The sequence below is a fragment of the Pseudoalteromonas sp. MMG005 genome, from assembly GCF_018101015.1.
In the GTDB taxonomy this organism is placed as follows: Bacteria; Pseudomonadota; Gammaproteobacteria; order Enterobacterales; family Alteromonadaceae; genus Pseudoalteromonas; species Pseudoalteromonas aurantia.
The window spans coordinates 20,576-35,066 of sequence record NZ_JAGJEK010000013.1; the positions used below are offsets into that span (position 1 = coordinate 20,576).

Sequence of the window (14,491 nt, forward strand, 5' to 3'; positions counted from 1 at the left end):
AATAATTTCGGTAGTACAGGGGTTAATGGCGATAAATAAGCTAAGTATCACGAGCACGCTTTTATTCATGCGGGCGATCGCATAAAATGCTCGGCTATTAAAACATTGAGATAAGAAGTGAATATGCGTGTAGCATTAGGAATAGAATACAACGGGGCAAATTACAGTGGCTGGCAACGCCAGCCTCACGTAAATAGTGTACAGCAAGAGCTGGAAACAGCATTATCTCGTATCTGTAATCATCCTATTGATATAGTGTGCGCTGGGCGCACCGATGCGGGTGTGCATGCAACCGGTCAAGTTGTTCACTTTGATACCCATGCTGAGCGAGACATGAGCGCCTTCACTTTGGGTTTAAACTCGATGTTGCCTGACGATATTGCGGTACGCTATGCGCAGCAAGTTGATGATGAATTTCATGCACGCTTTAGTGCGACGGCGAGACGGTATCGATATGTTATTTATAACCATGCATATCGACCAGGAATACTGCGCAGTGGTGTAACGCACTTTCATCATCCCCTTGACGAAAATTTGATGCAGGCTGCGTGTCCTGCCATGTTAGGCGAGCAAGACTTTACCTCTTTTCGGGCGGTACATTGTCAATCGAATACCCCGTTTCGTAATATTCACCATTTAAGCGTAGAGCGCGTAAATGATTATTTAGTTATTGATATTAAAGCGAATGCATTTTTGCATCATATGGTCCGAAATATCACTGGATGTTTGACTGACATTGGTATGGGGAAACAGTCTCCACAGTGGATGGCGGAGCTGTTAACACTTAAAGACCGCACACAAGCAGGCGCAACGGCAAAACCAAATGGCTTGTATTTAGTGGATGTGGATTATCCTGAAAAGTGGGGAATACCGTCTACGTCACTAGGACCATTATTTTTACCAAATAAAGACATTGAATAATACGTTAGTTGATTCGTCATTAATAACACAAACGTTATTAATGCGTTCGATAGTGAACTTGTGTAAAAATTATTTTCGAGCCGAGGCCATTCTAATTTAGTCATAAGTATCAATAATGTTTATTATAATAAATATAAGTAAATTATTATTGATTTGTTTGTTGTGGCTCGTATTATGGCATGACTACTAAGACCAGTTTTTTATACCGTTGTAGTCTAAATCATGGTTTAATTGAATCAGTTTGTCTGTATTTACAGACGTCGCGACACAGAATTAGCACAAGAGAGTTGCAAATGAGTTGGTTAGAAAAGATCTTACCTAAAACAGCAAAAGCTTCGGGTAAAAAAGAAATTCCTGAAGGTGTATGGGCAAAATGCGGAGATTGTGATGCTATTTTATATAAAGCTGAACTTGAAAAGTCATTAAATGTCTGCCCTAAATGTGATCATCATATGCGTTTAAGCGCTCGTAAGCGCTTAGAGTATTTTTTAGACGATGCAGATCTTCAAGAGATTGGTGCTCAGCATGAGCCGAAAGACGTACTAAAATTTAAAGATTCGAAAAAATATTCAGATCGAATTTCATCAGCACAAAAAGTAAGCGGCGAAAAAGATGCGTTGGTTGCTATGACAGGCCGTTTGAAAGGTATGCCTGTTGCTGCTGTTTCATTCGAATTTGCTTTCATGGGCGGGTCAATGGCCTCTGTTGTTGGCGCGCGTTTTGTTGACGCAGTGAACCAAAGTTTAGAGCATAATATGCCATTGGTATGCTTCTCTTCATCTGGCGGTGCACGTATGCAGGAAGCTTTGATGTCGTTAATGCAAATGGCTAAAACAAGCGCGGCGTTGGCAAAAATGAGTGAGAAAGGTTTGCCATTTATTTCAGTATTAACCGACCCAACAATGGGTGGGGTTTCTGCATCGCTTGCTATGCTAGGTGATATTAATGTTGCAGAGCCAAAAGCACTTATTGGTTTTGCGGGCCCACGTGTTATTGAACAAACTGTACGTGAAACGTTACCAGATGGTTTTCAGCGCAGTGAATTCTTATTAGAGCATGGTGCAATCGATATGATTGTTGACCGACGCGAAATGAGAGATACTTTAGCACGTATACTTGCTAAGTTTATGGACTTGCCTTCAACTGAACAAGAGCATAGAGTAGCGTAAATTTTTTTAGTTTAAGCTACGTTTATGACAATTCAGACGCCCAGCCAATCGTCAACCCTTGATGATTGGCTTTGTTATTTAGAAAGTGTGCACCCTGCGAATATTGCAATGGGTTTAGCACGAGTCCGAGAAGTTGCGCAAAATATTGACTTACTTGACACGCCAAGCAAAATTATTCTTATCGCTGGGACAAATGGTAAAGGAACAACCGCACGTTGTTTAGAGTCACTTTTGCTTGCTCAAGGGTATAGTGTTGGTACCTATGCATCACCCCATTTAAGTCGTTATAACGAACGTGTCAGAATAAATGGAAAAGAACTAGACGATCAAGTGCATGTCGATGCTTTTCATTTATTAGAGCTGGGTAGAAAAGAGACCCCTTTAACCTATTTTGAATATGGCACATTGGGTGCGCTTGCTATTTTTAAGCGCTTTGCAGTCGATTTTGTCCTTCTTGAGGTTGGATTAGGTGGACGACATGATGCGACCAATATTGTTACACCATATGCGAGTGTGATCACGACGATTGATTTAGATCACAAGGAATATTTAGGAGATACCCGAGAGCTGGTCGGGTACGATAAAGCAGGTATTTTCCGTAAAGATACGCCAGCTATTGTGGGGGATTTAAAAATACCCCATACAGTAACCGATTATGGCGTTGAAATTGACGCTGATTTGATACTGTCAAAGCGTGACTTTTTATTTATTCCTACGCCCACGGGGTTTAGGTGGATTTATAACGATTTTGATTATGAATTTGCTAAGCCCTCTATTCCAGCGCAAAATGTCACCACAGCATTAACCACATTGGCACGGTTAAATTTATTACCAGAAGAAGATGTCATTAGGCAATGTTTGATTGACTTGCAAGTTGAAGGCCGTTTTCAGCAGTTAAGTGCGCAGCCGAGAGTATTCACGGATGTGGCACACAACCCAGAGTCAGCACGGTATTTAGCACATAAATTGAATGACTTTAAAGCACGGGGCTTTAAAATTCATGCATTAATCGCTATGCTTGCAGATAAAGATAAATTGAGTGTTATCAATGAAGTGGTTGATTTAGTAGATACATGGTCATGTGCGTCTTTGCAAAACCCTCGTGCAGAATTAGCAACCAACTTACAAACATTGATACCAAACATAGCATCGAGTCAGGTATTTGACAGCGTTCAAGAGGCGCTTGACTGTATTGTACCAATACTAGATGAGCAGACTGTATTGATTATCTTTGGCTCATTTTTCACGGTGGCAGATGCCATTGCATATTTTGAATAAATAGAGAGTAATTACGTGAACTCAGGATTTATTAACCGTCTAGTAGGAACAAGTATCGTCGTTGTTGCGGCCATAGTTTTTATTCCCAATATTCTTGATGGTGAAAAGGTTCACTACAAAGAAGGCTTTAAAGCCATCCCAGAACGTCCTGAGTTTACGACAGTCGATTTAAAATCGAAAATAAACCTGCGAGTAGAGAACGGCCCAACGATACGTGGTGAGGCTATTGAGGAGGTTGAGGCAGACGATGAGCATTTACTTGAACCTGCTGTAAAAGTAGCTGAAGTAAATAGTGAGATTGAAGCCGATGAATCTGAGACGAAAAATAGTAGTGTAAATGTGTCTACTACAGACGCAACTGTGCAAGAACAAGTCAAACCTGCACCAGAAAAAGTCACAGTAAAGTCTCAGCCCAAAGTCGCTCCCCCGGTGCGTAATAGTACTTCCAACCTGACAAAAATGGCTTATGTGATTCAGTTGGGTAGCTTTTCGCATAAACCGAATGTGGATGCGTTGGTTAAAAAGTTACACAATGCTGGCTTTAAAGCTTTTACACGACCAGTAAAAACGCCTAATGGTACATTGACCAAAGTGTTTGTTGGCCCAGACCTGGATAAGACCAAACTCGAATCTAAGCTATCTAAATTGAAAGAATTAACCAAATTGAATGGTCGTCTTACTCAGTTCAATATTGCAAAATGATCTGGTAATTGCCTTTAGGCTCTTATAGAATGCGCCCAAATTAACGACTTATTGGTTATTATGATCTGGGTTGATTACGCTATACTGTGTATTGTCGGGTTATCGACATTATTTGGCTTACTTCGTGGTTTCGTCAAAGAAGCTATGTCTCTAGTCGTATGGATTGGCGCATTCTTTATCTCTAGTCTTTTTTATCAATATCTAGCAACCTTTCTCACTTCCATTTCAGAACCCCTTTTAAGAAATGCGGCCGCAATTGCCATATTATTCATTGTGACCTTGATGTTGGGTGGGTTTGTTAACTATATCTTAGGTGAGCTTGTGCAGCGCACGGGTTTGTCTGGCACCGATCGACTTTTCGGAATCGTATTTGGTGGTTTACGAGGCGTACTGGTCGTCAGCGCCTTATTGTTTTTTCTGGATGCATTCACTAGTGCGCCTGGCACGCAGTGGTGGTCAGCATCTACTTTGATCCCTGAATTTGGCTTTGTGATAGAGTGGTTTTTTACCTACCTTGAGCATAACTCCAGCTTTTTAAATTCAGTAAACCGTTAATCGGCGAGGAAAATTTCATGTGTGGTATCGTTGGGATAGTCGGAACTTCTCCTGTAAATCAGGCGATTTATGATGGCTTAACTGTTTTGCAACACCGTGGCCAAGATGCTGCTGGCATAATTACTATTGACAATAATACGTTTAGTCTACGTAAAGCAAATGGTTTAGTAAAAGATGTGTTCCATACACGTCATATGAAGCGCCTACAAGGTAACATCGGCATTGGGCATGTGCGCTATCCAACAGCAGGCTCTTCTAGCTCAGCTGAAGCTCAGCCTTTTTATGTGAACTCTCCTTTTGGTATTGGTCTTGCTCATAATGGTAATTTAACCAATGCAGAAGCACTTAAAGAGCGTTTATTTACCACGGCGCGCCGTCATGTAAATACAACGTCAGACTCTGAAATTTTATTAAATATATTGGCACATGAGTTAGGTAAACCTAACAAGATGAAACTCGATGCTGAAGACATGTTTAATGCAATTACCGAGGTAAATGCACAGGCAACAGGTGGTTATGCGAGTATTGCGATGATCATCGGACATGGTATTCTTGCATTTAGAGATCCAAACGGCATTCGCCCACTGGTTTTTGGCAAACGAGAGACGAGCAGTGGTGTTGAGTATATGTTTGCCTCTGAAAGTGTTGCGTTAAAGATTGATGGTTTTGAGTTTGTTCGTGACGTCGCGCCAGGCGAAGCGATTTATGTAACCGAAGATGGACAATTGCATTCACAAATCTGTGCAGTGAAAACTCAACATGCACCGTGTATTTTCGAGTTTGTTTATTTTGCCCGCCCAGACTCAGTTATTGATAATATGTCAGTTTATGCGACCCGTATGAATATGGGTACTAAATTGGGTGAGAAAATAGCAAGAGATTGGGCAGACAAAGACATTGACGTGGTTATTCCTATTCCAGAAACATCTTGTGATGTAGCGTTAGAAATAGCGTCTGAGTTGAACTTGCCGTACCGCCAAGGGTTTGTGAAAAACCGTTACATTGGCCGGACATTCATTATGCCGGGGCAGGAACTACGAAAGAAATCAGTTCGTCGCAAGCTCAATGCAATCGACAGTGAATTTAAAGGCAAAAACGTCTTACTTGTTGATGATTCAATTGTACGTGGTACAACATCGGCGCAAATTGTTGAAATGGCGCGTGAAGCCGGTGCAAAAAATGTGTATTTTGCATCAGCAGCACCAGAAGTACGTTTCCCTAACGTGTACGGTATTGATATGCCATCTGCGGCAGAACTGATTGCACACGGACGAGAAGTTGAAGATATTAACGCAAGCATTGGCGCCGATGGCTTAATTTATCAATCGCTGAATGATTTGATTGCTGCTGTTGGTCAAGAGAATCCAGAGATTAAAGTATTCGAAACATCAGTATTTGATGGGGAATACATTACTGGAGATGTTGATCAAAATTATTTGAATCGCATTGATGCATTACGTAATGATTCAGCTAAGTCAACACGTGAACATGCCATGTCTTCTAGTTTAGAGTTACATAACCAAGAAACAGACGAAGGTGAATAACCTTATAGTCAGTTAACAGGTTCATTAAAACAAAAAAGGAGCGACTGGTCGCTCCTTTTTAATTTAGGATAAAAGCAAGGGGTGTCGGTTTCGATACCCCTAATTGAATGTAGGACTAATTATGCCATTGGTCCATAAAATTGCTGTTGCAGCTAATATAATCACTAGTAGTATCAAACCGCAAGTCACCACTGAGCTGGCATAGATAAACCCGCGTTCCTCAGGAATATGCATAAGTATTGGCACACCTGTGTAGAGCAAGTACACAGAATACGCTAAGGCAACCATTCCCGCAGACACCACAAACCAAAGTTCAGGGTAGAATGCTGAGAATGCCGACATAAACATAGGTGTTGCTGTATAAGCAGAGAGCTCTAAAGTTTGGGTAAATGTTGGTTTGGCGCCAAATGTAACCGCCATCCAATGTGCAAGGTACGATAAGGCAAAAATGCCTAAAATGAGTGCTGTATACATGGCAATGCCAATAAGTAGTGCGCTTTCATGTGTTAAATAAACGGCATCTCCAACACCAATTTCCCATCCTAGATGAACGGATGAGTAATACCCCATAATACTTGGGATCAATGCGATTATTGCAATATGAGATAGGCTGTACTTTACGCTTTCATGACGGTTATCTATTGTTTGCCACTCTTCAAGTGGGTGAGCGTATAAGCCCCACAAATGGTTAAAAATCATATTATGCCCCTTTTTGTTGTCGGTACTATTTTTATACTGCACATATAATTTATGAGGGACTGCTCAATTTTTGTCAAGAAAAGGTTAAACTTTCGTCTAATTGAAAAGTTTTGAATTATTTGAAAACAGATGAAGTAAAACCTGTTTACCGAGTCGGTTCAAGGCGAAGTATCGACTACTTGTGTTGGGTAGGGTTATGGTATAATTGCTCGCGTTGCGCAAAATTAAGAGTCATAAGACCTATTTTCCTGAATTTTAGAAGAGATGTAACCCTTGGACGAGCTATTACACCCAATTAAACAATTCTTACAATGTGAAACACCTCAAGCGTGGATTGAAGCAGCAATTGACCCAGATAATTTATCAATTGTCTTAATTGACCATCTGATCTGCGAGCTCAAAGCAGCCCAGTCAGCGATGTTCTTGATACGTAAATATGCAGTTGATAAAAACAGTGCTGATGCCTTATTAGAGTGGTTAAAGCCCTTTGAAACACTCATTTATAAGCGAGAAGGGGATTGGCGTGCGCTTCCTGGCAAGAATAAACTCACAAAGTCAGTGATCCCAAAATCTAATTCACCATATGGGCAAGATTTAATAGATAAAATGGTAATTCTGATTAAAGAAGAGTTACATCACTTTTATCAAGTGTTAGAGATCATGGATGAGTATGGTGTTGAATATCGCAGCATTACCCCGTGCCGCTACGCAAAGGGGATGCTGCGTCATGTTAAAACGTATGAGCCGGATGCGATGATTGATAAGTTGATTTGTGGTGCTTATATTGAAGCTCGTTCATGTGAGCGTTTTGCTAAGCTTGCGCCTCATGTTGATAAAAGGCTTGGGGACTTTTATGTTTCTTTATTGCGCTCAGAAGCACGCCACTATCAAGATTATTTAACGCTGGCAGAAGAGATTGCTGGTGGTGATATTTCTGAACGAGTGACGTTTTTTGGTGAAGTAGAAGCGGACTTGATCACTTCCCCAGATACAGACTTTAAATTTCACTCAGGATATCCAGTATAAGTTGCTTTGTTAAATTTACTTTAAGATCGTCCCTTTGAGTTTTTGGCCAAGTTCATTAACGACTAAGTATGAACTTTGGCTATACCAATCACCTAATACAGTTCGGGTAAGAAGTGGTTGTTCGGGCTGTATTGGTTCATATGTATGGACATAAGGTCGATGTGTATGACCGTGGATCATATTGCATACATTGTGTTGTGCAAACATGTCTTTGACGGCATCGTTTGTCACATCGAGTATTTCAACTGCTTTCCCGGATTGATTTTGTTTGCTTTTTAAACGTGCTTTTCTAGCTACTCTACGGCGGTACCAAAGTGGCGTCGCAAGAATGAGTTTGGGCCACCACCACCCTCTACTTTTTTTACGAAACTGTTGATAGGCAATGTCTTGCGTACACATTTCATCACCATGGAGTATAACTGTATTAGTGCCGTATAAATTGACTACAATTTGCTCAGGCAGTAACGTAAAGCCGGCTTGCTGTGCATAAGCTTTACCAAGTAAAAAATCTCGATTGCCGTGCAAAAAGTACACTGAAATATGCATGTTTTGTAATGTTTTTAATTTTTCAGCAATGTTAATAGCCAAGGGTGCTTGTTCATCATCACCAATCCAGACTTCAAAGAAATCGCCTAAAATATATAGCGCATCGACTTCTTGATTCATATGCGTATCAAGAAAATCATAAAAAGCACGGGTAATGTCAGGGCGGTCATCGGTCAAATGAAGGTCAGAGATAAAGTAAGTTTTACGCATTGGGCCTCTTGCAAAATAAAGCGGGTAAATGACCCGCTTATGATTTGTTGTAATCGATTAAGCTACAGTAACCTTTTCGATTAGCACATCTTCAAGAGGGACATCTTGATGAAAGCCTGAAGAGCCTGTCGCTACATTTTTAATTTTCTCGACAATATCCATGCCTTCAACGACTTCAGCAAACACACAATAGCCCCAGCCTTGTGATGTTTCACTGCTGAAATTTAAAAAATCATTATTATTTACGTTAATGAAAAATTGCGCTGTAGCTGAATGTGGATCAGGCGTACGTGCCATAGCCAACGTACCTGTTTTATTACTTAAGCCATTAGTCGCTTCATTTTGAATAGGTGATTGGACTGTTTTTTGCTCCATACCTGGTGTAAAGCCTCCACCTTGAACCATAAACCCGTCAATTACACGATGGAATATAGTGCCATCATAAAAACCGGATTTAGCGTAATTTAAAAAGTTTTCAACAGTAGCGGGTGCTTCTTCAGCGAATAGTTTGATACTGATCTCACCGAAATTAGTGTGTAGAACAACCATAGAGGCTTCCTAATAATTAGTTTTCAAAGAAGGATATTCTATAGCAGAAATAACTAGGCTGACAATTTTCGTCGCATATTTATTGTCAGCTGATGAAAAATTGCGCGTAAACATATGGATTTGTATTGATTTGGGTATAGAGCGGCGGCAGAGCAAGTGTTATCATTGTTGTTCATGTCTACTTTTGTTTAGGAATAACGCTACATGTTGCAGATATACAATACACTTACACGCCAAAAGGCGCCGTTTAAACCATTAGTCGAAGGTAAAGTCGACATGTACGTGTGTGGTATTACTATTTATGATTTCTGCCATGTGGGGCATGCGCGCACTTATGTCTCGTTCGATGTTATGAACCGGTATTTACGTCATTTGGGTTACCAAGTTACTTATGTACGAAATATCACAGATGTTGACGATAAAATAATAAAAAGAGCAGCTGAAAATAACGAAGAAATTAATGAATTAACGGTTCGAATGACTAAAGCGATGCATGAGGATTTTGCTGCATTGAACATTTTACCTGCGGATATAGAACCGACAGTGACTGGTCATATGGATGAAATCATTGAAATGATTGAACGTCTAGTCGCGAAAGGCCATGCCTATATTGCCAATAGTGGTGATGTGTTGTTTGACGTGTCTACATTTGAGCAATATGGGCAGTTATCTCAACAAGATTTAGAAATGTTGCAGGCGGGAGCTCGGGTTGAGGTGGCTCATGATAAAGATGATCCATTGGACTTTGTACTGTGGAAAAAGGCTAAAGCAGATGAGCCATCATGGTCATCCCCTTGGGGTGATGGTCGTCCAGGTTGGCACATAGAATGTAGTGCTATGAGCTCGAAACACTTAGGTGAATTCTTTGACATTCATGGAGGTGGCTCTGATTTACAGTTTCCTCATCACGAAAATGAAATCGCACAATCATGCTGTGCGAACAACGGTCGCTATGTAAATACGTGGATCCATACAGGTATGGTGCAGGTAAACAAAGAGAAAATGTCTAAGTCTTTAGGGAATTTTTTTACTGTGCGAGAGGTTCTTAAAAAGTATGATCGTGAAACAGTACGTTACTTTTTAATTAATGGGCAATACCGAAGTCAATTAAATTACTCTCAAGAAAACCTTGACCAAGCACGCGCCTCGTTAGAACGTATTTATACCGCTTTACGCGGCATCGAAACAATCGCAGTGGAACTAGCAGAGAACATCTACGTTAAACGTTTCGAATCGGCAATGAACGATGACTTTAATACACCAGAAGCTTTACCTGTGATTTTTGAATTAGCAAAAGAAATTAATGTGCTAAGAGAGAAAGATGTAAAAGCAGCAGGAGAGCATGCATATGTGCTTGTAAAGTTAGGTGAGATATTAGGTATTGCGCAGCAAGCGCCTGAAGCATTCTTGCAAGGTGAGCAAGGTAATGATGAAGTTGCAAAGATTGAAGGGTTGATCGTTGCTCGAAATGAAGCTCGGGCAAATAAAGACTGGGCAGCTGCTGATGCGGCACGAGATGCACTCACTGAGCTTGGGGTTGTGCTTGAAGACAGTGCAGGAAAGACCACCTGGCGTAAAGCATAAGATACGTATTGCGCATATAAGGTCTGTAATGACCGATTACAGTTCATGCTTAAAAGCACGATTTTTTATCGTGCTTTTTTGTTTTTAAAATTACATTATTTCTCTAAATCAATTCGCCCTGGTACTTTTGTGTAAAAGCGTATATTGCTATTTTTCTGAAGCTCTTTGTCTTGAAAATCAGTGGTTCGTCGAAAAACCTAGTAAATCATCGTATTTAGTGTTAAATATTTACATATGATAGAAATCTTGCACTAATTAAAAGTAGAATTATAGTTAAATAAGTGTGATTTATTCCGGTGGCGAGCCATGGTAGATAACTATGTAAGTACTGAGTTAGATAATATCGGCATATTTGTCGATAAAATGAACGTGGGTCTTAGGCACTTCAATAGCAGTATTTTTACATTTCGGTCAGTACCGGGGTTGCCTCTTGATGTGCAATGCTTTGCTCGAAAGAAAGATCCGTTTTCTCAGAGCGAGACTTGGCTTGTGTGCAAAGAAATATCCGAAGATCAATTGTCTAGTAGTGACCAAGTTCACGTTGAGCTCTCTGTTCCGAGTAGTGAGTTTGTGCAAACTTTACAGAGTAAAGGTCACAGTGCATTGACTATGTATATAGTGACGCGTCGAGGACAGCTTATGTCATTCTTTTTAGATGACGGTGAAGCTGCAACGGGGTATTTGAGTTCACAAGAGGCGATGAGCAGAATGATGTCAGATCTTTGTGCTGCACGGGCATTGATCTCAACAGTAATTTATTAGTAGATTTAAGTGTTACCCAACCACATAAAAGGCACTGAAAGGTGCCTTTTTTCTATTCTATTTAGTCATCACTTTTATTGATCGTAACAACTCTTTGTGGAAAAGGAATATCAATATTTGCTGCTTTAATATCATTGTAAATGAGCTGGTTAATCGCGAGTTTAGACTCAATAATTTGAGTGGTCGGTACCCAATAACGATAACTGATAATTATTGCGCTATCACCGAATCGTTCGATCCCAATTTGGGGTGCTGGGTTATTTGTCACATTTGAATGGGCACAAAGTACTTGATTAATGACTTTAATTGCCGTGTTTGGGCAAGTACTATAGGCAATACCAATGTCACCTTTCACTAATGAATATTTAAATGTGTTATGGAGGATTTCTCCAATAATATGTTTATTTGGAATGGTAATTTCAACTTGGTCTTCATTTACCAAGATTGTATGGCCGAGTTCGATTACTTTAACAAGTCCACTAACTCCTTTAACTGAAATTGTATCTCCGACAATAAAAGGTCGGGTAGCAATGATGGCAAGCCCAGAGCCGTAGTTTGATAGCATGCCTTGCAGAGCTAAGCCAGCCCCTAAAGATGCCGCACCAATGGCTGCTACAAATGGGGTTACACTGATCCCAAGTTTGCCCAGTGCAATGATCACGAACATAATGATGAGCAGTACTTTTACAACATTACTGATAAAGTTAGTTAAGGTTACATCCATTTTATGGCGCAGCATGAGCTGTTCTACCATTTTAGATAATCGGTTAGAAAGCCATAAGCCAACTACTAAGATGACAATTGCGCCAACAACTTGCATGCTATAGTTGATGAGATAGTCTCGAATTAAATTAAAGTAATGTTCAAATTGCTGTATTTCTTGCTCAATCATAGTGCGAAGTCCTAGAGGTATATTTCACGCGAATAATAAAGTGACTTTAGTTAACCATTTATACAGTATAGGTACCCAAAAGGCTGTGATTAATGCGCTTATAGTCATTGCGGCAGACGCAAAGATGCCAGCTTGTGGGTGATATTCTATTGCGGTGGCAGTGCCAATAGCATGGCATGATACCCCAAGCGCAACCCCTTTGGCTTGAGGTTTATCAATTGCGAGAAATGATAAGATATGCAGGCCGAATACGCCTCCAAAAACACCGATAAGTATGACCATGATAGCTGCGACTGCCGGCAATCCATTTAAACTTTCAGTGACAATGAGACTAATAGGTGTTGTGACTGAAAGCGCTGCTAATGACGCTGTAAGGTGTGGTGAAGCATTGAACCCCAAGCATAGGAAGTACGCGCCTACAGTGGCTACACTGACGCCCGTAAAGCTACTTGAAATAAGTAATAGCAGCGACTTTTTAACTATTCTAAACTGCATATAAATTGGATATGCCAGAGACACTACCGCCAATTCTAAGAAAAAGTTAATAGGCATAGTTGCGGCTTTGTAATCTATGTACCGTATATCTAATGCCAATAATATCGTACTTGAAATACAAATAGTAGTAAGAACAGGGTTGAGCAAAGGGGTGGGAATACGTTTATAGAGCGCGCGGCAGAGGAAGAAAAGAGCAATGGTGAGCCCGCTTATTAGTAAGAGGTTACTCACGATAACGCCCTTTGTTAGCGATATAGCCAGAGATAAATAGGCCAAGACATGGGATTGAGATTAAAATATATAGTAATAATAGTAAATTGCTTGAAAAGAGGGGGATGTATTGAATAATTCCTACTCCGGCTGGGACAAAAAACAACGCCATGTACTTTAAAATAGGTATCACTGCAGGAGAAAGGAGCATAGGTTTTATTAACTTTACAGACAGCAAGAGCAGTAAAATTAGCATGCCTAATAATGGTCCAGGAATTGTCAATTGGAAAATATGGATCACACCTTTCGCACTGAACAAACAAATAATAAGGAGCAATAACGCAAAGCAGGTTTGAAGAATACGTTTTATCAAAATAGGTCTATCTGCCTCTAAAGTAATGACACCATAATATGTACTAGAGCGTTTGGCAATGAGACTCTTTTACCATTTACTTCTCGGGATATATGGCTTTATTTCTTCCTTTGCTGCGTTTTGCATTGCAATGCGGGTGTTTTTATTTATTAATAAACGCAATTGGGACCAGGTTTCTAGCGAGAGAACTTGTCGTCGATTTGCTGAGTAGGCGCAATTGTTCACTTTTTTTATTGCGGCAAGTGCGTCTGGTGAGCGCAATAATAGAGAATCTAATAATGCAGTGACTGCACCAGCTGTATGTGTATGTATTTCACTGATCAGTCCATACTCTTTGGCATTTGATGCACTAATAGGTTGAGCTTGTGACGTAATACGCCACAGTATGTCCTGATTAATAAGGCCTGGTAACAAAACACCACTGCCCATATCAGGGCACAACCCCCATTTTGCTTCCATGATAGCCAGTTGAGCACACGGACCCGCTATGCGATAGTCGGCACCCAGGGCGATATGCAGGCCTGCGCCAAAGCAGTTGCCATTTATAACAGCAATGACGGGGATATGGAGGTCTTTCCACGCTAAAGTGACACGTTGCACGAGGTTGGCACTGCCTGGTAGCCATTTGAATAAGAGTTTGAAAATTGCAGCTGGTTTATTTACTACAGACTTAACATCTAACCCAGAGCAAAAGTGACCGCCAGCTCCGGATAAAACCACGGCTCTGACTGTTTTATCTTTTTTGAGGTCTTTAATGATTTTATCAAGTTCTATAAACATTGATAAGTTGAGCGCGTTTTGTTTCTTAGGACGGTTGAGCGTTACCCAAGCAATGTTATTTTTGATTTCTAGTGTAATCATCATTTTCTTCCATAAAACTGTAAACCTTACAACCAAATTAGAGTGTAAACTCTATCTCGAGTAAATTCATCAAAGAAATTTGATAATTTAACGGATCTAGATAGCCAACAAATTT

Annotated in this window: 16 protein-coding genes; 9 read left to right on the forward strand and 7 right to left on the reverse strand. The window is 40.4% G+C overall.

Going from position 1 to position 14,491, the window contains the following annotated elements:
- Positions 1 to 123: 123 nt before the first annotated feature.
- From truA to purF, 6 genes are all read left to right on the forward strand, one after another.
- Entirely contained in the window at positions 124 to 921 is a 798-nt protein-coding gene (gene truA / locus J8M01_RS11345) for a tRNA pseudouridine(38-40) synthase TruA (protein ID WP_192508094.1), read from the forward strand.
- A gap of 293 nt (positions 922 to 1,214) precedes the next feature.
- Entirely contained in the window at positions 1,215 to 2,090 is an 876-nt protein-coding gene (accD, locus tag J8M01_RS11350) for an acetyl-CoA carboxylase, carboxyltransferase subunit beta (protein ID WP_192508093.1), read from the forward strand.
- Between the two features lie 24 nt (positions 2,091 to 2,114).
- Complete coding sequence (folC, locus tag J8M01_RS11355) at positions 2,115 to 3,368, forward strand: bifunctional tetrahydrofolate synthase/dihydrofolate synthase (protein ID WP_192508092.1); 1,254 nt, start codon at positions 2,115 to 2,117, stop codon at positions 3,366 to 3,368.
- 15 nt (positions 3,369 to 3,383) lie between these two features.
- Positions 3,384 to 4,070, forward strand: a complete 687-nt coding sequence (locus J8M01_RS11360; protein WP_192508091.1) for an SPOR domain-containing protein — start codon at positions 3,384 to 3,386, stop codon at positions 4,068 to 4,070.
- Between the two features lie 60 nt (positions 4,071 to 4,130).
- Positions 4,131 to 4,625: a CvpA family protein gene (locus tag J8M01_RS11365; protein ID WP_192508090.1), complete on the forward strand. Its 495-nt coding sequence runs from the start codon at positions 4,131 to 4,133 to the stop codon at positions 4,623 to 4,625.
- Positions 4,626 to 4,642: 17 nt separating this feature from the next.
- Positions 4,643 to 6,169 (forward strand): amidophosphoribosyltransferase, encoded by a 1,527-nt coding sequence (gene purF / locus J8M01_RS11370; protein WP_210996759.1) that lies wholly within the window; start codon positions 4,643 to 4,645, stop codon positions 6,167 to 6,169.
- Positions 6,170 to 6,268: 99 nt separating this feature from the next.
- Here the strand turns inward: purF and J8M01_RS11375 are convergent, their stop codons facing one another.
- Complete coding sequence (locus tag J8M01_RS11375; RefSeq protein ID WP_192508088.1) at positions 6,269 to 6,868, reverse strand: Yip1 family protein; 600 nt, start codon at positions 6,866 to 6,868, stop codon at positions 6,269 to 6,271.
- A gap of 273 nt (positions 6,869 to 7,141) precedes the next feature.
- On the opposite strand from J8M01_RS11375, the gene miaE reads away from it, so the two are divergent.
- Positions 7,142 to 7,894, forward strand: a complete 753-nt coding sequence (gene miaE, locus J8M01_RS11380) for a tRNA isopentenyl-2-thiomethyl-A-37 hydroxylase MiaE (protein WP_211058065.1) — start codon at positions 7,142 to 7,144, stop codon at positions 7,892 to 7,894.
- A gap of 15 nt (positions 7,895 to 7,909) precedes the next feature.
- On the opposite strand, the gene J8M01_RS11385 is transcribed toward miaE, so the two are convergent.
- The gene (locus J8M01_RS11385) at positions 7,910 to 8,650 is read right to left on the reverse strand and encodes a UDP-2,3-diacylglucosamine diphosphatase (RefSeq protein ID WP_211058066.1); all 741 of its coding nucleotides are present in this window, start codon (positions 8,648 to 8,650) and stop codon (positions 7,910 to 7,912) included.
- Positions 8,651 to 8,707: 57 nt separating this feature from the next.
- Complete coding sequence (locus J8M01_RS11390; protein WP_192508085.1) at positions 8,708 to 9,199, reverse strand: peptidylprolyl isomerase; 492 nt, start codon at positions 9,197 to 9,199, stop codon at positions 8,708 to 8,710.
- 204 nt (positions 9,200 to 9,403) lie between these two features.
- Here J8M01_RS11390 and cysS point away from each other — a divergent pair, with 204 nt between their 5' ends.
- Both cysS and J8M01_RS11400 read left to right on the forward strand, forming a co-directional pair.
- Positions 9,404 to 10,783, forward strand: coding sequence for a cysteine--tRNA ligase (gene cysS / locus J8M01_RS11395; RefSeq protein WP_211058067.1), 1,380 nt, complete (start codon positions 9,404 to 9,406; stop codon positions 10,781 to 10,783).
- A 306-nt stretch (positions 10,784 to 11,089) separates the two neighbouring features.
- Positions 11,090 to 11,545 carry a hypothetical protein gene (locus tag J8M01_RS11400; RefSeq protein WP_192508083.1) on the forward strand — a complete coding sequence of 152 codons (456 nt, stop codon included), beginning with the start codon at positions 11,090 to 11,092 and terminating at the stop codon, positions 11,543 to 11,545.
- A gap of 61 nt (positions 11,546 to 11,606) precedes the next feature.
- Here the strand turns inward: J8M01_RS11400 and J8M01_RS11405 are convergent, their stop codons facing one another.
- The 4 genes from J8M01_RS11405 to J8M01_RS11420 form a co-directional block, all read right to left on the reverse strand.
- The gene (locus J8M01_RS11405; RefSeq protein WP_211058068.1) at positions 11,607 to 12,437 is read right to left on the reverse strand and encodes a mechanosensitive ion channel family protein; all 831 of its coding nucleotides are present in this window, start codon (positions 12,435 to 12,437) and stop codon (positions 11,607 to 11,609) included.
- 24 nt (positions 12,438 to 12,461) lie between these two features.
- Positions 12,462 to 13,163 carry an LrgB family protein gene (locus J8M01_RS11410; protein WP_211058069.1) on the reverse strand — a complete coding sequence of 234 codons (702 nt, stop codon included), beginning with the start codon at positions 13,161 to 13,163 and terminating at the stop codon, positions 12,462 to 12,464.
- The gene (locus J8M01_RS11415) at positions 13,156 to 13,443 is read right to left on the reverse strand and encodes a CidA/LrgA family protein (protein ID WP_348772748.1); all 288 of its coding nucleotides are present in this window, start codon (positions 13,441 to 13,443) and stop codon (positions 13,156 to 13,158) included. Before J8M01_RS11415 ends, J8M01_RS11410 begins: the two co-directional genes overlap by 8 nt.
- 141 nt (positions 13,444 to 13,584) lie before the next feature.
- Entirely contained in the window at positions 13,585 to 14,376 is a 792-nt protein-coding gene (locus J8M01_RS11420; protein ID WP_211058138.1) for a crotonase/enoyl-CoA hydratase family protein, read from the reverse strand.
- Positions 14,377 to 14,491 lie beyond the last annotated feature (115 nt).

Bases quoted from the DNA above. Each gene is read 5' to 3' on its own strand.
- truA (WP_192508094.1), top strand. From the start codon at position 124: ATGCGTGTAGCATTAGGAATAGAATACAACGGGGCAAATTACAGTGGC.
- accD (WP_192508093.1), top strand. From the start codon at position 1,215: ATGAGTTGGTTAGAAAAGATCTTACCTAAAACAGCAAAAGCTTCGGGT.
- folC (WP_192508092.1), top strand. From the start codon at position 2,115: ATGACAATTCAGACGCCCAGCCAATCGTCAACCCTTGATGATTGGCTT.
- J8M01_RS11365 (WP_192508090.1), top strand. From the start codon at position 4,131: ATGATCTGGGTTGATTACGCTATACTGTGTATTGTCGGGTTATCGACA.
- purF (WP_210996759.1), top strand. From the start codon at position 4,643: ATGTGTGGTATCGTTGGGATAGTCGGAACTTCTCCTGTAAATCAGGCG.
- J8M01_RS11375 (WP_192508088.1), bottom strand. From the start codon at position 6,868: ATGATTTTTAACCATTTGTGGGGCTTATACGCTCACCCACTTGAAGAG.
- J8M01_RS11385 (WP_211058066.1), bottom strand. From the start codon at position 8,650: ATGCGTAAAACTTACTTTATCTCTGACCTTCATTTGACCGATGACCGC.
- J8M01_RS11390 (WP_192508085.1), bottom strand. From the start codon at position 9,199: ATGGTTGTTCTACACACTAATTTCGGTGAGATCAGTATCAAACTATTC.
- cysS (WP_211058067.1), top strand. From the start codon at position 9,404: ATGTTGCAGATATACAATACACTTACACGCCAAAAGGCGCCGTTTAAA.
- J8M01_RS11400 (WP_192508083.1), top strand. From the start codon at position 11,090: ATGGTAGATAACTATGTAAGTACTGAGTTAGATAATATCGGCATATTT.
- J8M01_RS11405 (WP_211058068.1), bottom strand. From the start codon at position 12,437: ATGATTGAGCAAGAAATACAGCAATTTGAACATTACTTTAATTTAATT.
- J8M01_RS11420 (WP_211058138.1), bottom strand. From the start codon at position 14,376: ATGATTACACTAGAAATCAAAAATAACATTGCTTGGGTAACGCTCAAC.